Source organism: Brenneria nigrifluens DSM 30175 = ATCC 13028, assembly GCF_005484965.1.
GTDB classification, from domain to species: Bacteria; Pseudomonadota; Gammaproteobacteria; order Enterobacterales; family Enterobacteriaceae; genus Brenneria; species Brenneria nigrifluens.
The window spans coordinates 947,469-968,051 of record NZ_CP034036.1 but is presented as its reverse complement, the minus strand read 5'-3'; the positions used below and the strand labels follow the sequence as shown (position 1 = coordinate 968,051).

The following is a 20,583-nucleotide window of genomic DNA, read 5'->3' as shown; positions in this document are numbered from 1 at the left end:
TCTCAAACCACGCGGAGCGTTCAAAAAACAGATCCCTTCCGGCTTTAACCCCGGCCTCCCCCTTCACAGGGGGAGGAGCTAACTTACTCCCTCCCTTGAGAAGGGTCGGGGTGGGGTCATAGCCGGGATAACGGATTGGCAGGACTAGGCGATATGCAAATACTTATGCGTTTGCATGGAAAGCCGCCAGTTGCGGGCGATACAGGTGGCGATGCACAGTTTGGTCGCCTCCGCTTTCTGACTGATGGGCTGTAGCGCCACAATGCGCGGCTTGTCATCTTCCAGCCGGGCCAGCAGGGCGTCCAGCGCCTCGATATCCCGCTCGCGGGCGACCGGATGCTTAATCTCATCCGCCCGCTGCAATGCCTGATCGATAACCTTCATGCCGCCGCGCATATTCACCTTCGGGGAAACCGTCACCCAGGTTTTGGGCGAGCAGCGCACCTCATGGGTGCCGCTGGTTTCTATCTGGCAGCTAAACCCCTGTTTTTCCAGCAGCAGCGTCAGCGGCGCCAGATCGTGAATGCAGGGTTCTCCGCCGGTGATGACGATATGGCGCGCGGTATAGCCTTCGCTCGCGATCAGCGCCAGAACGTCTTCGGCGCTGGCTGCGCCCCAGCCGTCGTTTTCCTGCGTTTTCACCAGCACCTGATCCAGCGGAATTTCCCGCTGCGCCAGTTTGTCCCAGGTATGTTTGGTATCGCACCAGCTACAGCCGACCGGACACCCCTGTAGGCGCACAAACACCGCCGGAACGCCGGTAAAATAGCCTTCTCCCTGTAACGTCTGGAACATTTCATTAATCGGGTACTGCATGTTTTTCACTATACCGGTTACTTAAAAACGCATTATCGCAGATCGCCGATAACACGCCAAACCTTGCGCCGCGATTGTCGTGCGGCCGGCGCTGGCGACCTTTGATTTGAGTAATGGCGCCACCCGGTTAATACTCAACAGGCAGTATTGATGCTTTTCAACCGTCGTCACACTGACAACGCAACAAGGAAAGAAAAACATGAATCGATTGAGATCGCTTGCCTTACTATTGCTGGCGTCTATTGCCGTCCCCGTTATCGCCGCGGCGCAGCCGGTGGCACAGGTAAAAACCCAGGCGGGTTTTTACCGGCTACTGCTGGGGCAATTCGAAATTACCGCCTTGGCCGACGGCACCAACGCCATGCCGGTGGATAAACTGCTGGCGCGCGCCTCGGCGGAGCAAATCAACGGCCTGCTGGCGCAACAGTCGCTGGCCGCTCCCGTCGATACCTCGATCAATGCCTATCTGATTAATACCGGAAAAAACCTGATTCTGGTGGATACCGGCAATGGCAGGCAGGGCAATCCGTCCGTCGGCAAGGTGGTGAATAACCTCAAAGCCGCCGGCTATACGCCGCAACAGGTGGATAGCGTCCTGCTCACCCACCTGCACGGCGACCACTTCGGCGGCCTGGTTGACGATGGCAAACTCGCTTTCCCCAACGCCAACGTCTACGTCAGCCAGCCCGAGGCCGACTATTGGCTCAGCGAAACGAATCTGCGACAGGCCGACGACGATCGCAAGCCAGCATTCCAACGGGTACAGGAGACATTCCGTATTATTACGGCATCCGATAAGCTGAAAATCTTTGCCGGCGAACAAGCGCTCTTCAGCGGCATCACGCCGCGGCCAACCCCCGGACACTCGCCCGGCCATACCGCTTTCCTGGCGGAGAGCGACGGAGAGAAATTGCTGCTGTGGGGCGATATCATTCACGTCGCGGCGGTACAGTTCCCGCTGCCGGCAACCACCATCAGTTTTGATTCCGATATGGACGCGGCGGCGCAAACCCGCCATAAAGTGCTGGAAGATGCCGCCAGTCATGGTTACCTGGTGGCGGGTTCGCATATCTCCTTCCCCGGCATCGGCCGCGTCAAGGCGCTAAAAACCGATGACGGCAAGCCGAACGGCTATCGCTGGGTGCCGATTAACTACAGCGTGGCCGGGCTGACGCAGTAAGCCCGCCGACGGACATCCCGCGCGCCGGGGATGTCCGCACCCTGATTACAGGTAAATCCGCAGATATTCCGCCAGGCAGAGGATCGCCATCGCCTGTCCGTACGGCATGGAAGTCAGCGCGATTTCACGGTAAAAATCGAGATCGTTGCCCATCGCGGTGCCGAACGAGACCCGTGTCAGCTCTCCCTCGGCGTTGACGTGGTTTATCACGCCGCGAATCGCTTTCTCCGCCACCACCGCGTAACGCTGGTCCACATAGCGCTTGCGCACCGCTTTTAACATGCCGTAGGCAAAGCCGGCGGTTGCCGAGCTTTCCAGATAGGATTGCGGATCGTCAATCAGCGTGTGCCACAGGCCGCTGTCATCCTGATATTTCGCCAGCGCCTCAATCTGGCTTTCCAGCACCTGCAACAGGAAACGGCGCGTGGCATTGTGCTCCGGCAGATCCAGCAGTTCGATAAACTCGGGGATCGCCACCGTCAGCCAGCTATTGCCTCTCGCCCAGCGCGCCTTGGCGAAGTTGTGCTGCTCTGCGAACGTCCAGCCGTGGAACCACAGACCGCTCTCGCGATCCATCAGATACTGGACGTGCAGCAGGAACTGATAGGTCGCCTCTTCCACAAACTCCGGACGGTTCAACAGTTTGCCGATTTTCGCCAGCGGCAACACGCTCATCATCAGCGTGTCGTCCCATAACTGCCCGGTATTCTCACTGTTATAGACAATGTGCTGCAACCCGCGCTTCCGGGTGCGCGGCATCTCATACATCACCCATTCGGCCCAGCGTTCCAGATACGGCAGCCAGCGGGGATCGCGCGTTTCCTCGTAGCGGTAGGCCAGTGTCAGGAAAGGGCAAACGGTATTCACATTCTTGGTCGGCGTGCCCTCGGCGAGCCGCGCGGCGAACCAGTCATCGATAATGGCCCGCATCTGCTCGTCCCCCGTTTGCTGATAATACTGATAAATACCGTACAACCCGATGCCATGCGTCCATTCCCAGCCGGCCCAGCCCTTGGTATCAATCACCCGGCCGTCGTCCAGCCGTAACAGAAACTCGCCGGTCTTATCTTCAATATTCACCAGATTATCGGTGACTCGGCAAATCAGCGCCTTCAGTTCCTCACGGGAAATAAAACGTTCGGGCTGACGTAAAAGCGGGCTGTGTTTTACACTGAATACGGTCATGGTCAATTATCCTATTGCGTTATCGTTTATCAGGACTGGGTAACATGGGGGTGGTCTTCGCCTTATGACGGTTGAGATAGCCGACATTGTTGTTGCCCCAGAGCGACTCATAAGGCATGCCGGCCAACATTTCGACGGTCGCTCTGGCCTGCGGGGTGATATTTTCGGGCACCGGCCGCCCCGCTTCGCGCATCTTCTGCGTTTCTTCCCGCAGTACGCTATGCGTGTGCAGATTGAGCTTAAAGCGCAGGGAAACCAGGAAGCCCAGCGCCAGCACCCCGACGGTGCCGAAACTGAGGATCATCAGGATGGTATGGCTGACGCTCGGCGCCTGTACGCTCTGCCCCGAGACAAAGCCGGACAGTTGCAGCACGATCCCCACCAGCATTACCGCGCCGGCCTGAGAAGCCTTGCGGGTCAGGGTCATAATGCCGGCGAAAATCCCCTCGCGGCGCTGCGCGGTAATCACTTCATCCACATCGGCGATATAGGTATAGGTGTTCCAGGGAACGTAGTTGATGCCGCCGCGGCCCAGACCGGCCAGCGCGGAAATCAGCAGCAGCAGCGAGAAGGCGTCATGCATGCCGCTGTACCAGAGGACGGCGTAAGAGATGGCGCTCATCCCGAACAGGCACACCACCAGACGGTAAGACGGCGCGGGCCCGAAACGGATGCACAGCGGGATCATGCCGATAACCGAGATAAATTGCAGGATCGCCATGGTGCCCATCAGGTTGGAGGCCATCGTCGGGCTTTGCATTAACACAAAGACCACATAATAGGTAAACACGGCGTTGAACACGTCCTGGGCGATATAGCCGCCCAGATACATGCCCAGATGCTGACGGAAAATACGGATACGCAGCGTCGACAACAGTTCGACGTTCAAACGTTTCAGGCTGTCCACCAGCGACAGGGACTGGCGTTCCTTTTCCGCCCGCAGCGACGCTTCCGACATCAGTTCACGCGGCCGCTCCCAGGTAAATAGGTAGACCAGCGTCAGCACCAGCGCGCAAATAACGGAGAACACCAGACTGGCATAGAAGAACGAGACGGCGTTGTCTTTACCAAAGTGGCTAAGCAGAATACCGGGCAGGAAAGCGGCCAGAATGGCGGAAAGCTGCGCCAGCGCGATACGCGCGCCGGAGAATTTGGTTTTCTGCTTAAAGTCGTCGGTCATTTCCGGCACCAGCGTTTCATACGGCACCAGAATCATGGTGTAGACGATATCGAACAGCAGATAGGTCAGCAGGTAGTACCAGTATCCCATGTCGCCGACCCACATAAAACTGTAGCTGAATACGCAGGGGATGCCGAGCAGGATAAAAAATTTGCGCCGGCCGAAGCGTTTGCCCAGCCAGGTGGAACCGAAGTTGTCGCTCAGGAAGCCCATCAGCGGGCTGACGACGGCGTCCAGTACCCGGGCCATGGCAAAAATAAACGTGGCTTCAATGGGCGTCAGGCCGCAGAACGTGGTATAGAAATAAAGCAGCCAGGCCGCCGTCAGCGCCGTGGTGCCGGCCCCAAGAAAGTCGCCCGAGCCATAGGCTAAATAGTTGGCCAACCCGATCTTACGTGTTTTCATTGCCATCCTTCCCGGTCATTGTGTTTATAAACGTTGAGCGGCAGGCCCCCTTGCCGCTATTTTCATAACGTAACGTTCGACCAAGCGGAAAACCTTTGTCCTTTTGCCACCACCGGTGATGCACTGGCAGCCGAAAGAAGAACATGGCGATCGGCTTCAAAGTTTTTATAAAAAGGCGTTTTATATTTTAAAAACCACGAGTCCGATTAATGTAATAACCAACGAAAAGGAATGCACGCCCAAGGATGGCGTTTTGAGAACGGGCACAATATTTGTGTTGTATGAGGGGGAAAGCGGCGCTGCAACAAGCCGTTAATTATTGTATACGGAAAAACGGCCCCGAAACGGGGCCGCGAGCAACACATTATTTTAAGCGAAAGAGGCGATTAAGCCTGGCCTTTCACTTCTTTCAGACCGTTGAACGGCGCACGGTTGCCCAGCGCTTCTTCGATACGGATCAGTTGGTTGTATTTGGCAACGCGGTCAGAACGGCTCATGGAACCGGTTTTGATCTGGCCGGCCGCGGTACCTACCGCCAGGTCGGCGATGGTGGCGTCTTCGGTTTCGCCGGAGCGGTGAGAGATAACCGCCGTGTAACCCGCATCTTTCGCCATCTTGATGGCGGCCAGGGTTTCGGTCAGGGAACCGATCTGGTTGAATTTGATCAGGATGGAGTTGGCGATGCCTTTATCGATACCTTCTTTCAGGATCTTGGTGTTGGTGACGAACAGATCGTCGCCAACCAGCTGGATTTTGTCGCCCAGCACTTTGGTCTGGTAAGCAAAACCGTCCCAGTCGGACTCATCCAGGCCGTCTTCGATAGAGACGATCGGATATTCTTTGGTCAGGCCTTCCAGATAGTGGGTGAATTCCTGAGAAGTGAAGGTTTTGCCTTCGCCTTTCAGTTCATACTTGCCGCTTTCTTTGCTGTAGAACTCGGAAGCCGCGCAGTCCATCGCCAGAGTAACGTCTTTACCCAGCACGTAACCGGCTTTTTCCACCGCTTCTTTGATAGCGGCCAGCGCCGCAGCGTTGGACTCCAGGTTCGGCGCATAGCCGCCTTCGTCGCCGACCGCGGTGTTCAGGCCTTTGGCTTTCAGCACTTTCGCCAGGGTATGGAAAACTTCGGAACCGATGCGAATCGCTTCTTTAACCGTTTTCGCGCCAACCGGCTGGATCATGAATTCCTGAATATCAACATTGTTGTCAGCGTGCTCGCCGCCGTTGATAATGTTCATCATCGGCAGAGGCATGGAGAATTTGCCCGGGGTGCCGTTCAGTTCGGCGATGTGTTCGTACAGCGGCTGGCCCTTGGAAGCCGCGGCCGCTTTGGCGCTTGCCAGAGAAACGGCCAGAATGGCGTTGGCGCCGAATTTGGATTTGTTTTCCGTTCCGTCCAGGTCGATCATGATTTTATCGACGTTGGCCTGATCTTTCGCGTCCTTACCCAGAATAGCCTGAGCAATCGGGCCGTTTACCGCGGCGACCGCTTTGGTTACGCCTTTGCCCAGAAAACGGGATTTGTCACCGTCGCGTAGTTCCAGCGCTTCGCGGGAACCGGTGGAAGCCCCTGACGGCGCGGCGGCCAGACCGACAAAGCCGCCTTCCAGGTGCACTTCGGCTTCAACAGTCGGATTTCCGCGTGAGTCGATGATTTCGCGACCGATGACTTTAACAATTTTGGACATTAGATTTTCCTCAATACAAGTTAACTAAAACCTCAGACGAACAACGCGCGATCGTTTAGGTCGCGCGCTGCTGAAAAAAAGCTTACTTCACCTGACGCTTTTGGTACGCGCCAGCGGCTTTGACAAAGCCGGCAAACAGTGGATGCCCATCCCGCGGCGTCGATGTAAATTCCGGATGGAACTGACAGGCCACGAACCATGGATGATCGGGTAGTTCTATGATCTCCACCAGTTTGCGGTCGGCGGAAAGGCCAGCAACCCGCAATCCCGCCGCTTCAATCTGTTTCAACAACATGTTGTTGACTTCATAACGATGACGGTGACGTTCAATAATCGTCGGCTCACCGTAAAGCTGACGTACCAGACTGCCTTCGGTCAGATGACATTGCTGCCCGCCAACCCGCATGGTGCCGCCCAGATCGCTCGCTTCATCGCGTACTTCTATATTGCCGTGTTCATCGCGCCATTCGGTGATCAGCGCAATCACCGGGTACTTACAGTCTGGCACAAACTCGGTAGAGTTTGCCTCATCCATACCGGCAACGTTACGGGCAAACTCCATTAATGCGACCTGCATCCCCAGGCAAATGCCCAGATAAGGGACGTTGTTTTCGCGGGCATAACGCGCCGCCATCACCTTGCCTTCCACGCCGCGGTAGCCAAAACCGCCGGGGATCAGGATAGCGTCCAAATCTTTCAGCATCTCGACGCCGCGGGTTTCCACATCCTGGGAGTCGATAAGCTTGATGTTCACCGTCAGACGGTTTTTCAATCCGCCGTGCTTAAGCGCCTCAATAACGGATTTATAGGCGTCGGGCAACGCCACATACTTGCCGATCATGCCGATGGTGACTTCGCCGCCCGGATTGGCCTCTTCGTAAACCACCTGCTCCCATTCCGACAGGTCGGCTTCCTGACAGTTCAAGCTGAATCGTTTACAAATATAATCGTCCAGCCCCTGGGATTTCAAGAGCGACGGGATTTTATAAATAGAATCAATGTCTTTAAGGGAGATTACCGCTTTTTCCGGCACATTGCAGAATAAAGCAATCTTTGCCCGCTCATTGGCCGGTACGGTACGGTCGGAACGGCAAATCAGCACGTCAGGCTGAATACCGATGGAAAGCAGCTCTTTTACCGAGTGCTGAGTGGGCTTGGTTTTCACTTCACCGGCGGCGGCCAGGTAAGGCACCAGCGTCAGGTGCATAAACAGCGTATGCTCGCGGCCCACTTCAACCGCCATTTGCCGAATCGCTTCAAGGAACGGCAGCGATTCGATATCGCCGACGGTGCCGCCGATCTCAACCAGCACCACGTCATGCCCTTCGCCCCCCTCAAGGATGCGTTCTTTGATGGCGTTGGTAATATGAGGGATAACCTGAATCGTGGCGCCCAGGTAGTCGCCGCGACGCTCTTTGCGCAATACGTCGGAGTAGATACGGCCGGTGGTGAAGTTGTTGCGGCGCGACATTTTGGTGCGGATAAAGCGCTCGTAGTGGCCCAGATCGAGATCGGTTTCCGCGCCGTCTTCGGTGACGAACACTTCGCCGTGCTGTGTCGGGCTCATCGTGCCCGGATCCACGTTGATATACGGGTCCAGTTTCATGATGGTAACGTTGAGGCCACGGGCTTCAAGAATAGCCGCCAGAGAGGCTGCGGCAATGCCTTTACCCAGAGAGGAAACGACCCCGCCGGTCACAAAAATATAATTAGTTGTCATGCTGAACCTGAGAGTTTAGGTTTAAAGACGATGGAACGACCAAGACGGGAAAGTAGTATACCGGAACCTGATGAGCGCCACAAATGTTCGTTTTACCCACCACCGGGATCCCAACCCGCCGGCCACAGGAGTTTAACCTCGCCCGACGCCAATATATAATTAATTTAAAATCATATATTTATAATGTTAATATCATAAAAATATCGCAATAACGGCCAAAACAGGATCAATGGCTTGTTTCCTGCAGTTTAACCTGCCGCCACGCCGCTTCCATCTCTTCGAGCGTGGCCTGCTCCAGCGTTTTTCCGGATGCGATAACGATTTGTTCTACCTGACGAAAACGCCGGCTGAACTTACGGTTGGCGGTTTGCAACGCCCGCTCGGCCTTGTGCCCCAGATGGCGCGACAGGTTAACCGTGGCGAACAATAAATCGCCGATTTCCTCACCCAGTTTTTCTTCATCAACAACGGCTTGCCGCGCCTCATGCAGCACTTCGTCGATCTCTTCGTAAACCTTGTCGACAACGGGTGCTAAACTGTTCCAATCAAAGCCCACCGACGCGACGCGCTGCTGAATTTTTTGTGCTTTCATCAGCGCCGGCAGCGCCTCGGGAATATCATCCAGCGGCGAATGGCGATCCTTTTCCGCCCTTTCCCGCGATTTGGTTTGCTCCCAGTTGGCCAGCACGGCGTCGCTGTCCGCCAGTTGGGCATCGGCAAAAATGTGCGGGTGCCGGCGCACCAGCTTGTCGCTGATGGCGTCACAAACGGCGGAAAAATCAAACAACCCCTGCTCCTGCGCCATCTGCGCGTAAAACACCACCTGAAACAGCAGATCCCCCAGCTCGCCGCGCAAATCATCAAAATCCTTACGGCTGATGGCGTCCAGCACTTCGTAGGTTTCTTCCAGCGTGTAAGACGCGATGGAGTCAAACGTCTGTTCCCGATCCCACGGGCAGCCGTTGTGCGGATCGCGCAGGGTTTTCATAATGGCGAGCAGGCGCTCAATAGCGGGTGAAGTCATTGGGTATCTCAATTTAAAAATTGGGTAAATAACATGCTGCGGATAGTGACATACGGATAGTGATTAAACAAAAGGCTCTTTATATGGCAGGCCAGTGAAAAATTTCGTGCGTGATAAATATCCGTATTTCTCTGGCGCATTGCGCCACGCCCGACAAAGGGATGCTCAAACGCCGCATCCCTTTGAACCCAGGCTTTTGGCTGAAATCACGCCGCTAACGCGGTTCCTTCGATGTTCGCCCCCTTTTCCGAACCGCCAGTGACGCGTTCCCGACGCGGCACTGGCTTTCGCCGCGTCCTGCGGCTCATTCGCGGGGTCGCCCACCTCAGCGTAATTTCTTACGCCATTGTAAAAGCCAAAAACCCCCCCCCTTCATCCCCCCTGCTGGCGGCGCGCGTCAATCACATCCGGCAGTTGGTTGAGTTTGGCCAGAATACGGCTCAGCACCTGAAGGTTATAAATCTCGATATCCATATCAATGGTGGCCAACTGCTGTTTGGTATCGCTGCGGCTCGCCACGCCCAGTACATTGACCTTTTCGTTCGCCAGAATGGTGGTGATATCGCGCAGCAATCCGCTGCGATCGTTGGCGGTCACCCTCACCACCAGCGAATAGCCGCTGGAATAGCTTTCGCCCCACACGGCGTCGACAATGCGCTCCGGCGCGTGGCTGCGCAGATCGTCCAGTTGCTCGCAGTCGGCCCGATGGATGGAGATCCCCCGGCCGCGGGTGATAAAACCGGTGATCTCGTCGCCCGGGATCGGCTGGCAGCAACGGGCGATGTGGTGCATCAGGTTGCCGACCCCTTCCACCACCACCCGCCCCTTATCTTTGTTACGCGCGGCCGGCGGCGGGGATTTCTGCGTCAGCTGGCGCAGCGCCTGGCGGTCCTGCTCTTCCGCGCTGGGCTGATTCAGCTGCGCCTGCAGGAAATTCACCATCTGGTTAAGGCGAATATCCCCCCCGCCTATCGCCGCCAGCAGTTCATCCAGAGAATTCACGTTATAACGCGGCAGCAGCAGTTTCTCCGCGGCCTTGAGGCCGATCCCCAGATGCGCCAGTTCATCATCCAGAATCTGACGGCCGGCCAGAATGTTCTTGTCGCGATCCTGTTTGCGGAACCAGTTGTGAATTTTTGAACGCCCGCGGCTGGTGGTGATATAGCCCAGATTCGGGTTCAGCCAGTCACGGCTGGGATTCGGCTGTTTCTGGGTGATCACCTCGATCTGATCGCCCATCTGCAGTTGGTAGGTGAACGGGACGATGCGTCCGCCGATTTTCGCGCCGATGCAACGATGACCGATATCGCTGTGAATGTGATAGGCGAAATCCAGCGGCGTTGATCCGGCCGGCAAATCCACCACGTCGCCTTTCGGCGTAAACACGTAGACCCGGTCGTCGAACACCTGACTGCGCACCTCATCCAGCACCTCATCCGAGTCCGCCATCTCCTCCTGCCAGGCGATCAGCTTACGCAGCCAGGCGATGCGGCCTTCGTAACCGGAACGACCGCCGGCCACCGTGCCCTCTTTGTATTTCCAGTGCGCCGCTACGCCCAACTCGGCGTCTTCATGCATCTGCCGGGTGCGGATCTGAATTTCCAGGGTTTTGCCGCGCGGTCCCAGCACCACCGTATGAATCGACTGATAGCCGTTCGGCTTCGGATTGGCGACATAATCGTCAAACTCATCCGGCAGATGGCGGTAATGGGTATGCACGATACCCAGCGCGCCGTAGCAATCCTGCAGGCGTTCCACCACGATGCGAACCGCCCGCACGTCGTACAGCTCGTCAAACGACAGCGATTTTTTCTGCATCTTGCGCCAGATGCTGTAGATATGTTTGGGGCGGCCGTAAATTTCCGCCTGCACGCCCTCTTCTTTCATCGCGGCGCGCAGCGTGTTGACGAAGTCGTCTATGTACTGTTCGCGATCGATACGCCGCTCGTGCAGCAGCGTCGCGATACGCTTGTACTCTTCGGGATGAAGGTAGCGGAAGCAAAAATCCTCCAGTTCCCATTTGAGCTGCCCGATACCCAGCCGATTGGCCAGCGGGGCATAAATATTGCCGCATTCCTTCGCCGCCAGCACCCGCTCTTCTTCCGGGGCGTCTTTCACTTCGCGCAGATGCGCGATCCGCTCCGCCAGCTTGATCACCACGCAGCGAAAATCTTCCACCATCGCCAGCAGCATGCGACGGATATTATCCACCTGTTCGGAGGCGACGGAGTCATGCTGCGTGGCTTTCAACTGGCGGATGGCATCCATATCGCGCACGCCGTGCACCAGATCGACGATGCTTTTGCCGAATTTTTCCTGCAGCGTGCTTTCATCCACCACGTTGGCGTCGGCGATGGGAAACAGCAGGGCGGCGCGCATGCTGTCATTGTCCATACTCAGCGTGGACAGAATTTCCACCATCTCGATACCGCGCCACAGCAGCAGCATGGCATCGGGATGATCCTGGGTTTGTTGTTCACAGTAATGCCAGGTTTCGGCTAAACGTTCACACGACTGCTGACTGGTTATGCCAAGCGAAGCAATCCACGCGTCAGGTACAAACTCACCAGCCGTATTCAAATGCGCACTTCTTACCGCAACCATAATTTCTCCCTACTTTACCGCGCCGCCGCATCACCTATGTATAACGCCATCGACTCAAGGTGGCCGGTATGTGGAAACATATCCAGCATGGCGACATTCGCCAGCCGATAACCGGCGGCGAGTAATATTTTGCTGTCACGCGCCAGCGTGGTCGGGTTACAGGAAACGTAAACCACGCGCCGGGGAGCCAGACGGACAATCTGCGCCATGACCCCCGCGGCACCCGCTCGTGCCGGATCCAGCAATATCTTATCAAAACCTTGGGCAGCCCAAGGCTGTTGAGTAACATCATCTTCAAGATTTTGGTGAAAAAATGTGACATTGGCGAGCGAATTGCGCCGCGCGTTCTCGCGCCCTTTTTCCACCAGCGCCGCCACACCCTCAACGCCGACGACGCTGGCCGCCCGCCGCGCCAGCGGAAGGGTAAAATTACCCATGCCGCAGAACAGATCCAATATCCGGTCCTGCGGCTGAACGTCCAGCCAGGCCAGCGCCCGTTCGACCATTTGCTGATTGACCGCATCATTGACCTGAATAAAATCCCGCGGGCTGAACGCCAGCGTTAATCCGGCGATATGATACAGCGGCGCCTCGCCGTGCAGACAGGTCACCGAATCCGCATCGGGCGCCAGATAAACCGACGCCGCGTGCCGCCGCGCAAAGTCGCTCAGCGCCTGGCTGTCCGCCTGGCTCAGCGCATCCAGATGGCGCAGCACCAGCAGCGGGCCGTTATCAGCCTGCACCAGTTCCACATGCCCCAGCCGCTTTACCGCCTGCAGGCGGCTCAGGCAGTCGCGCAGCGGCGCCAGCAGTTTCTCCAGCTCCGGCCGTAGTATCGGGCAGGCCCGGATATCGACCAGTTCATGCGACCCCGCCCGACGATATCCCATCAACAGCCGTTGCTGTTTAGCCTGATAGTATAACGCAAGCCGGGCCCGTCGCCGGTAGGCGTAAGACGGCCCGGCGATCGGCGCCGCGGGCGGCGCCTCCACTCCCGTTTCCCGCGCCATCAGGCGCGCCAGCGCCGACGCTTTGCTATGCTGCTGCAGCGCGATATCGGCATGCTGCTGCTGGCATCCGCCGCAGTCGTTGAAATGCGGGCAGCGCGGCGCGACGCGCTGCGGGCTGCTGGTTAATAGTCGTTTAAGTTTGCCATGGGCAAACTGACGCTTTTCCTCCGTCAGCCGTACTTCAGCCTGTTCGCCCGGCAGCACGCCGGCGACAAAAATCGTCTTGCCCTGATGACGCGCCACACCCTGCCCGAAGGGGTCAAGGCTGTCTACCGTCACGGTTATCGTTTGCCGGGTCGTCACGCGCCGGTTTGGAGAGTAGAATTGCGCCATAATTTACGATCGTTTTATAAATACAATAATTTTTAAGTTTAATTCTCCCACATTGGACTCTTATGACCAAATACAGTCTGCGCGCGCGCATGTTAATACTGATTTTGGCGCCGACGTTAATGATCGGACTGTTGCTCAGTACCTTTTTCGTGGTACACCGCTATAACCAATTGCAGGAACAATTGGCCGATGCGGGAGCCAGTATCATCGAACCGCTGGCCGTCACCAGCGCTTACGCCATGGTAAAAAACCAGCAGAATACGCTGCAACCGCTGATTAATACGCTGCATCGGCGGCACTCCGGCATTATCCGGGCCATCAGCATCTTTGATGATAAAAATCAGCTGATTGTGACCACCAATAATCGCTATAGCCTATGGTCGCCACTCCTGAGCGAAGACACCCCGGCCGACAACCGCTTGCACCTGCACCATAGCGGGAACACCCTGATCCTGCATATGCCGATTACCGCCGACGGCGAGTTCGCCGATAACGGTTTGACATCGCCGCGACCCGGCGCGATACCCCCTATCGGCTACCTTGCCGTCGAGCTGGATATCAACTCCATCAAGCTCCGGCAATACCAGGAAATTTTTATCGCCGGCCTGATGCTGCTGCTGTGTATGGGCGTCGCGGTGCTATTCGCCTATCGCCTGATGAAGGACGTTACCGCGCCGATCGGCAATATGGTGGAAACGGTCGATCGCATCCGCCGCGGACAGCTGGATAGCCGGGTTGAAGGCCACATGCTGGGCGAGTTGAATATGCTGAAAAACGGCATCAACTCCATGGCCATGTCGTTGACCGCCTACCACGAAGAGATGCAGCAGAATATCGATCAGGCGACCTGCGATCTGCGGGAAACGCTCGAGCAGATGGAGATCCAGAACGTCGAGCTGGATCTGGCCAAAAAGCGGGCGCAGGAAGCGGCGCGCATCAAGTCGGAGTTTTTGGCCAATATGTCTCACGAGCTGAGAACGCCGCTCAACGGCGTGATCGGTTTTACCCGCCAGACATTGAAAACGTCGCTGAATCCGACCCAGACCGATTATCTGCTGACCATCGAACGCTCCGCCAATAACCTGCTGAACATCATTAACGACGTACTGGATTTCTCCAAACTGGAGGCGGGCAAGCTGGTATTGGAAAACATTCCGTTCTCGCTGCACAACACGCTGGACGAAGTCGTGATGCTGCTGGCCCATACCGCCCATGAAAAAGGACTGGAACTGACGCTCGACGTTCAGCATGATATTCCGGAACAGTTTATCGGCGATCCGCTGCGCATTCAGCAAATCATCACCAACCTGTTGGGCAACGCCATCAAGTTCACCGAGCAGGGCAACATTGATATCCGGATGGAAAAACGCCGCCAGGAAGGCAACCTGGTTCAGTTGGAAATTCAAATCCGCGACAGCGGCATCGGCATTGCCGAACGCCAGCAGTCACAGCTCTTTCAGGCATTCCGCCAGGCGGACACCAGTATTTCACGGCGCCATGGCGGAACCGGGCTGGGGCTGGTGATCACCCAGCGGCTGATCAAAGAGATGGGCGGCAATATCGGTTTTCACAGCCAGCTAAATAAGGGCTCTACCTTCTGGTTCCATATCAATCTGCCGTTAAATCCCCACGCCGCGCCGGCAAACAACGAATACCGAACGCTGCGCGACAAACACCTGGCGTATATCGAATCCGATCCGGCGGCGGCGCAGGCCACGCTGAATATTCTCAGCCAAACGCCCTTAACGGTCAGCTACAGCCCGACGCTGGAACAACTTCCCGCAGCCCCCTTCGATATTTTGCTGTTGGGCGTTCCGGTGCATTACCGCAACACGCTGCTCGATTACACGCCCCAATTACGCGACGTCTGCCGGCGCGCGCCCTACGTGATCCTGGCGCTGCCCAGCTTTGCGCAAATGGATGCCGAGCAGTTGAAAATATTCGGCGTTTACGCCTGTCTGAATAAACCGATTTCCGCTCCCCGCCTGCTGCCGCTGCTGCAGGACAGTTCGGTTTTCCAGCTGTCGCTGCTGCCGGAAAACATCACCGCGCCTCAACCGCCGCCCCGCGCACGGCTACCGCTAAGCGTGATGGCCGTGGATGATAATCCGGCCAATCTGAAGCTGATCGGCACCCTGCTGGAAGAACAGGTGGAAACCATCATTCTGTGCACCAACGGCACGGAGGCCGTCTCCCAGGCCCGAAATCGCGATCTTGATCTTATCCTTATGGATATCCAGATGCCGGGGATGGACGGTATCCGCGCCAGCGAAATCATCCGCCAGTTCCCCAGGCATGCCAAAACGCCGATTGTCGCCGTTACCGCCCACACCATGAGCGATGAACGCGAGCAGCTGTTACAGGCCTGTATGAATGATTATCTGGCAAAACCGATTGACGAGCAGATGTTGCAGAAAGTGCTGTCCCGCTACTCTGCCCCGGAAGCGGAGCGTCCGCCGCAGGATCGGCGCCGCGATAGACAACCGTCGCTGGACTGGACGCTGGCGCAGCGCCAGGCGGCCAATAAACCGGAACTGGCGCGCGAGCTGCTACAGATGCTGCTGGATTTTCTGCCGGAGGTGCGCCGGCAGGTTGAAAACCTGTTGCACGATCGACCCGACGACAAAATCATCGAGGTGATCCACAAGCTGCATGGCAGTTGCAGCTATAGCGGCGTGCCGCGCTTGAAACAGATCTGCCGTTATCTGGAACAGCAGCTGCGTGAGGGGGTTAGCGCCAGCGAACTGGAGCCGGAATGGCTGGAGCTGCTGGACGAAATCGATAACGTCAGCGACGCCGCGCGCGCGCATCTGAACCGTAAATCACGCTGATAAATCTTGCGCCAGCTTGATGGTCGCCGCGATATTGCGTGCCGTCATGCGCACATTTTCCGCGGCGTTTTCCAGCGCTTCGTCCAGCGAACAGACGTTGTACAGCACGCTGAATACCGCATCCAGACCGTGCTGGTGGACAATCCCGACGTCGGCGGTCAGGCTGCCGGCGATGCCGATCACCGGTTTATGGTAGCGTTTCGCCACCCGGGCAACGCCAATCGGCACCTTGCCGTGAATGGTCTGGCTGTCAATACGCCCTTCGCCGGTAATCACCAGCGACGCATCGCGCACCAATTCATCCAGCCCCAGCGCTTCGGTAACGATCTCTATTCCCTGCCGCAGATCGGCGCCGCAGAACGCCCGCAGCGCGGCGCCCATTCCGCCGGCGGCGCCGGCGCCGGGAACATGCTCGACGTCCATATCCAGATCGTCGCGGATGACCGCGGCGTAATGCTTCAGCGCATTATCCAGCCGTTCGATCATCTCCTCCGTCGCCCCTTTTTGCGGGCCGAAAATAGCGGAGGCGCCCTGTTTTCCGGTCAGCGGATTGGTGACATCACAGGCCACTTCAAAGCGGCACTCTTTGATACGCGGGTCCAGTTCGCCGATATCGATACTTGCCAGCTTGTCGAGTTCTCTGCCGCCGAAGCCAATCTGCGCGCCGGATTCATCAAGCAACTTCGCGCCCAGCGCCTGCGCCATCCCCGCGCCGCCGTCATTGGTGGCGCTGCCGCCAATGCCGATGATGCAATGCCGCACGCCATGATCCAGCGCGCAGCGTATCAGCTCGCCGGTGCCGTAGCTGGTCGTCAGCAGCGGATTACGCCGCTGCGCGGGCACCTGTTCCAACCCGCTGGCGGCGGCCATCTCGATAAAAGCCGTCTTTTTATCGCCGGACAGACCGAAAAACGCCTCGACGTTATCGCCTAACGGACCGGTAACCTTAACCTTGACAATCTCGCCGTGCGTTGCCTCCACCATGGCTTCAACGGTTCCTTCACCACCGTCGGCGACCGGCAGTTTGATATAGCAGGCATCGGGAAAGATCTCACGGAATCCCGCTTCAATTTGCCTGGCAACCTCTTGTGCAGACAGGCTTTCTTTATAAGAATCCGGTGCGATAACTATTTTCATAAACGATCCGATTTCATAAACGTTTCGGTTTCACCAATAATCCGCGCTGCTGAATCGGCGCTTATCAGAATGATTACCCCGACAACCAGAGCGGCATACGGTCACCTATGCCGCTCCGACAACCATCAAGCCTTATCGCGTCACTTCAATCTTAGCTAACTTCTCGTAATAGCGGGCCAGCGCGCTGTGATCGGCGGAACCCAGATCGTCCGCTTTCAGCGCCTGCATCATCTCCATTACGGCGGCGGTCAGCGGCAGCTGCGCGCCCACGCCGTGCGACGTATCCAGCGCGTTGGCCAGGTCTTTAATATGCAAATCAATGCGGAAACCCGGTTTAAAGTTGCGATCCAGCACCATAGGCGCTTTGGCGTCCAGCACCGTGCTGCCCGCCAGCCCGCCGCGAATCGCCTGATACACCAAGTCCGGGTTAACGCCGGCTTTGGTCGCCAGCACCAGGGCTTCGGACATCGCCGCGATATTCAGGGCCACAATCACCTGGTTCGCCAGCTTGGTGACGTTGCCGGCGCCGATATCGCCGGTATGCACCACCGATCCGGCCATCGCCTTGAGGATGGCGAAACAGCGTTCGAACAGCGCTTTGTCGCCGCCGACCATCACCGACAGGGTGCCGTCGATCGCTTTCGGCTCGCCGCCGCTGACGGGGGCGTCCAGCATGGCGATCTCTTTCCCGGCCAACGCCGCCGCGATTTCACGGCTGGCCAGCGGCGCGATCGAACTCATATCGACCACAATGGTGCCGGCGCGCGCGCCTTCAATCACGCCGTTCTCGCCCAGCACCACCTCTTTCACATGCGGAGAGTTGGGCAGCATGGTGATAACCACGTCGCTCTGCGCCGCCACCGACTTCGGCGTTTCCGCCGCCGTGGCGCCGGCCGCGACCACCTCGGCCACCGCCTCCAGATTTCTGTCCATCACGACTAATGAGTAACCCGCTTTCAGCAGATTTTTACTCATCGGTTTTCCCATGATACCGAGCCCAATAAAACCAATTTTCATCGTTATAACCTCATTGTCTGATGTAATTAACACGCGCGATTCACTGCAAAATTACCCTTTGAACTTGTCGCGCAGCGCCTGGGTGGCGCCGCGGAAAACACCCAGATCGCTGCCGACGGCAACGAAAGTCGCCCCCCATTCCAGATAGCGCCTGGCATCGGCCTCGGCCGGCGCCAGGATGCCGCTGGGCTTGCCGTGCGCGGCGGCGCGCTCAAAGATATGACGGATAACGCGCTGCACTTCCGAGTGGTTGGGCTGCCCCAGATACCCCAGCGCCGCGGAGAGATCGCCCGGTCCGACAAAAATGCCGTCAACGCCGTCAACGGCGGCGATGGCATCCAGATTGTCGACGCCCTGCTGGCTTTCGATTTGTACCAGGACGGTGATGTTGTCGTTAATGGTGGCGAAATAGTCGGGCTCGGTGCCATAGGCATTGCTGCGATGCGCCACGGAAACGCCGCGCATCCCGGCGGGCGGATAGCGCGTCGACGCCACCGCGCGGACGGCCTCCTCCTCGCTTTCCACGAAAGGGATCAGGAAGTTATTGAAGCCGATATCCAGCAGACGCTTGATAATGACCGGCTCATTGCTCGGCGGACGGACGACAGGCGCGCTGCTGCTGCCTTTCAGCGCCATAAGCTGCGGAATAAAGGTCAGGATATCGTTCGGCGCATGCTCCCCATCCAGTACCAGCCAGTCGAATCCCGCCAGCCCCAGCACTTCGGTGGAAATGGGATTGCCCAGCGCGCACCAGCAGCCAATCAGAGTTTTCCCCTGGCGTAGATTTTGGCGAAAATGGTTAGGTAATATCGTATGACTCATAATAACCTTCTATTTAATTACGGTTCGTGAATTAACATGCCTGGACATTGACGGATGATAAAAGTGCTTCATCAATCATTAACTTTCTTCAATTCCATGCGTTTGATTTCACCTACAACCAGTAAATAGCACAGCATTGCCATCAGTGCGGAAATACCGACAAAAACCAGCGCGCTGTTAAATGAATGCAGTTCTTTGACTAAATAACCGATAACCAGCGGGGTAACGATTGACGCAACGTTGCCAAAGACATTAAATACGCCGCCGCACAGGCCAATGATCTCTTTAGGCGCGGTATCGGAAATAACCGGCCAACCCAATGCCCCGAATCCTTTACCAAAGAATGCCAGCGCCATCAGTGAAACAACCACTACATTACTATCGGTGTAATTACAGAGAATGATGGTTGAAGCAAGCAGCATACCCAGCACAATAGGAATTTTACGCGCGGCGGTTAACGTAAAGCCGCGTTTCAGCAACATATCCGATACCACGCCGCCCAGCACGCCGCCGGCAAAACCACACAGCGCCGGAATTGCCGCAACCAACCCCACTTTCAGAATAGACATGCCCTTTTCCGAAACCAGGTAAATGGGGAACCAGGTAAGGAAGAACCAGGTAATACTATTAATAAAGTATTGCCCCAGAAATACCCCCAGCATCATACGGTTGGTAAGAAGCTGTTTAACGTAGTTCCATTTAGGACCGTCTTTTTTGCCGCCCTCTTTTTTATGATCCATATCGACGACGGCGCCGCCTTTGGAAATATATTCCAACTCCTGTGGGCTAATACCGGGGTGATCGGTGGGATTATGGATAAACTTAAGCCATACCGCGGTCAATACAAACCCTAATCCGCCCATCACCAGGAAGACATGTTCCCAACCCCATTGGTAGGTCAACCAGCCGAGGATCGGAGAGAAAATCGCCAGTGAGAAGTATTGGGCCGAATTGAAAATGGCGGATGCCGTACCGCGCTCCTTGGTCGGGAACCACGCCGCGGTGATACGGGCATTGGCGGGAAAAGACGGCGCTTCGGAAAATCCCAGCATAAAGCGCAGGGCAAAAAGGGTTAACGGAGCCCACACCAAAGGAACCCAATCCACAAATCCTTGCAGGAAAGTGAACAGGGACCAGAAGAAGATACTATAGGCATAAACCTTTTTGGAGCCGAAGCGGTCGAGCAACCAACCGCCGGGTATCTGCATCACTAAATATGACCAGCCGAATGCGGAAAAAATATATCCCATATGCACCGCGTCTAGCTGTAACTCTTGCGCTACTGCCGAACCCGCTATCGACAATGTCGCGCGATCCGCATAGTTTATAGCGGTAACTGTAAAGATGATGAATAGGATAATGTAACGAACATAAGTTTTTCTTGTTGTAAGAAGTGCATCGGAATTCATAAAATCCCCTTGGCTCTCGTTATTAGTATGTTAACTCAAATAAACCAACATCACGCCAGGCATTGAAATTTGAGTATTTTATTTAAATGTTTTAGATAAAGACTATTTTAATAAAATGTTGCATGACCATCTTTATCCGCAAAGATTTGGAAAACGTTATCAGTATAAAAATAGCGCAACCGAATAGCATTGTTAAAATGCACAATAATCAGCGCCGCATTA

14 protein-coding genes are annotated in these 20,583 nt (G+C 56.4%); 2 read left to right on the top strand and 12 right to left on the bottom strand.

Annotated features, from left to right (window positions below):
• Nucleotides 1-144 precede the first annotated feature (144 nt).
• Nucleotides 145-816, bottom strand: coding sequence for a 7-carboxy-7-deazaguanine synthase QueE (gene queE, locus EH206_RS04375; protein ID WP_009111611.1), 672 nt, complete (start codon nucleotides 814-816; stop codon nucleotides 145-147).
• 199 nt (nucleotides 817-1,015) lie between these two features.
• Here queE and EH206_RS04370 point away from each other — a divergent pair, with 199 nt between their 5' ends.
• Nucleotides 1,016-1,996: an MBL fold metallo-hydrolase gene (locus EH206_RS04370; protein WP_009111610.1), complete on the top strand. Its 981-nt coding sequence runs from the start codon at nucleotides 1,016-1,018 to the stop codon at nucleotides 1,994-1,996.
• A 45-nt stretch (nucleotides 1,997-2,041) separates the two neighbouring features.
• On the opposite strand, the gene bglB is transcribed toward EH206_RS04370, so the two are convergent.
• The 7 genes from bglB to rlmD form a co-directional block, all read right to left on the bottom strand.
• Entirely contained in the window at nucleotides 2,042-3,181 is a 1,140-nt protein-coding gene (gene bglB, locus EH206_RS04365) for a beta-galactosidase BglB (RefSeq protein ID WP_009111609.1), read from the bottom strand.
• Between the two features lie 19 nt (nucleotides 3,182-3,200).
• Nucleotides 3,201-4,766: an MFS transporter gene (locus EH206_RS04360; RefSeq protein WP_009111608.1), complete on the bottom strand. Its 1,566-nt coding sequence runs from the start codon at nucleotides 4,764-4,766 to the stop codon at nucleotides 3,201-3,203.
• A 386-nt stretch (nucleotides 4,767-5,152) separates the two neighbouring features.
• Entirely contained in the window at nucleotides 5,153-6,454 is a 1,302-nt protein-coding gene (eno, locus tag EH206_RS04355) for a phosphopyruvate hydratase (protein ID WP_009111607.1), read from the bottom strand.
• An 82-nt stretch (nucleotides 6,455-6,536) separates the two neighbouring features.
• Nucleotides 6,537-8,174: a glutamine hydrolyzing CTP synthase gene (gene pyrG, locus EH206_RS04350; protein WP_009111606.1), complete on the bottom strand. Its 1,638-nt coding sequence runs from the start codon at nucleotides 8,172-8,174 to the stop codon at nucleotides 6,537-6,539.
• Nucleotides 8,175-8,400: 226 nt separating this feature from the next.
• Complete coding sequence (mazG, locus tag EH206_RS04345; RefSeq protein WP_009111605.1) at nucleotides 8,401-9,198, bottom strand: nucleoside triphosphate pyrophosphohydrolase; 798 nt, start codon at nucleotides 9,196-9,198, stop codon at nucleotides 8,401-8,403.
• 372 nt (nucleotides 9,199-9,570) lie between these two features.
• A complete protein-coding gene (gene relA / locus EH206_RS04340; protein ID WP_009111604.1) occupies nucleotides 9,571-11,802 on the bottom strand; it encodes a GTP diphosphokinase in 2,232 nt (743 codons plus the stop codon).
• 14 nt (nucleotides 11,803-11,816) lie between these two features.
• Nucleotides 11,817-13,145, bottom strand: a complete 1,329-nt coding sequence (rlmD, locus tag EH206_RS04335) for a 23S rRNA (uracil(1939)-C(5))-methyltransferase RlmD (RefSeq protein ID WP_009111603.1) — start codon at nucleotides 13,143-13,145, stop codon at nucleotides 11,817-11,819.
• Nucleotides 13,146-13,207: 62 nt separating this feature from the next.
• Between rlmD and barA the strand changes: the two genes are divergently transcribed.
• The gene (gene barA, locus EH206_RS04330) at nucleotides 13,208-15,976 is read left to right on the top strand and encodes a two-component sensor histidine kinase BarA (RefSeq protein WP_009111602.1); all 2,769 of its coding nucleotides are present in this window, start codon (nucleotides 13,208-13,210) and stop codon (nucleotides 15,974-15,976) included.
• On the opposite strand, the gene EH206_RS04325 is transcribed toward barA, so the two are convergent.
• The 4 genes from EH206_RS04325 to EH206_RS04310 all read right to left on the bottom strand — a co-directional run bounded on the left by EH206_RS04325 (nucleotide 15,968) and on the right by EH206_RS04310 (nucleotide 20,361).
• Nucleotides 15,968-17,113, bottom strand: coding sequence for a glycerate kinase (locus tag EH206_RS04325; protein WP_009111601.1), 1,146 nt, complete (start codon nucleotides 17,111-17,113; stop codon nucleotides 15,968-15,970). The two genes, barA and EH206_RS04325, sit on opposite strands and share 9 nt — an antisense overlap.
• 132 nt (nucleotides 17,114-17,245) lie before the next feature.
• Nucleotides 17,246-18,136, bottom strand: coding sequence for a 2-hydroxy-3-oxopropionate reductase (gene garR, locus EH206_RS04320; RefSeq protein ID WP_071778508.1), 891 nt, complete (start codon nucleotides 18,134-18,136; stop codon nucleotides 17,246-17,248).
• Nucleotides 18,137-18,181: 45 nt separating this feature from the next.
• A complete protein-coding gene (gene garL, locus EH206_RS04315; protein WP_009111599.1) occupies nucleotides 18,182-18,952 on the bottom strand; it encodes a 2-dehydro-3-deoxyglucarate aldolase in 771 nt (256 codons plus the stop codon).
• A 71-nt stretch (nucleotides 18,953-19,023) separates the two neighbouring features.
• Nucleotides 19,024-20,361, bottom strand: coding sequence for an MFS transporter (locus EH206_RS04310; protein WP_009111598.1), 1,338 nt, complete (start codon nucleotides 20,359-20,361; stop codon nucleotides 19,024-19,026).
• Nucleotides 20,362-20,583: the final 222 nt, after the last annotated feature.

Coding starts and splice junctions, on each gene's coding strand:
- pyrG (WP_009111606.1), bottom strand. CDS start 8,174: ATGACAACTAATTATATTTTTGTGACCGGCGGGGTCGTTTCCTCTCTG.
- barA (WP_009111602.1), top strand. CDS start 13,208: ATGACCAAATACAGTCTGCGCGCGCGCATGTTAATACTGATTTTGGCG.
- EH206_RS04360 (WP_009111608.1), bottom strand. CDS start 4,766: ATGAAAACACGTAAGATCGGGTTGGCCAACTATTTAGCCTATGGCTCG.
- relA (WP_009111604.1), bottom strand. CDS start 11,802: ATGGTTGCGGTAAGAAGTGCGCATTTGAATACGGCTGGTGAGTTTGTA.
- mazG (WP_009111605.1), bottom strand. CDS start 9,198: ATGACTTCACCCGCTATTGAGCGCCTGCTCGCCATTATGAAAACCCTG.
- queE (WP_009111611.1), bottom strand. CDS start 816: ATGCAGTACCCGATTAATGAAATGTTCCAGACGTTACAGGGAGAAGGC.
- garL (WP_009111599.1), bottom strand. CDS start 18,952: ATGAGTCATACGATATTACCTAACCATTTTCGCCAAAATCTACGCCAG.
- EH206_RS04310 (WP_009111598.1), bottom strand. CDS start 20,361: ATGAATTCCGATGCACTTCTTACAACAAGAAAAACTTATGTTCGTTAC.
- eno (WP_009111607.1), bottom strand. CDS start 6,454: ATGTCCAAAATTGTTAAAGTCATCGGTCGCGAAATCATCGACTCACGC.
- EH206_RS04325 (WP_009111601.1), bottom strand. CDS start 17,113: ATGAAAATAGTTATCGCACCGGATTCTTATAAAGAAAGCCTGTCTGCA.
- rlmD (WP_009111603.1), bottom strand. CDS start 13,145: ATGGCGCAATTCTACTCTCCAAACCGGCGCGTGACGACCCGGCAAACG.
- bglB (WP_009111609.1), bottom strand. CDS start 3,181: ATGACCGTATTCAGTGTAAAACACAGCCCGCTTTTACGTCAGCCCGAA.
- EH206_RS04370 (WP_009111610.1), top strand. CDS start 1,016: ATGAATCGATTGAGATCGCTTGCCTTACTATTGCTGGCGTCTATTGCC.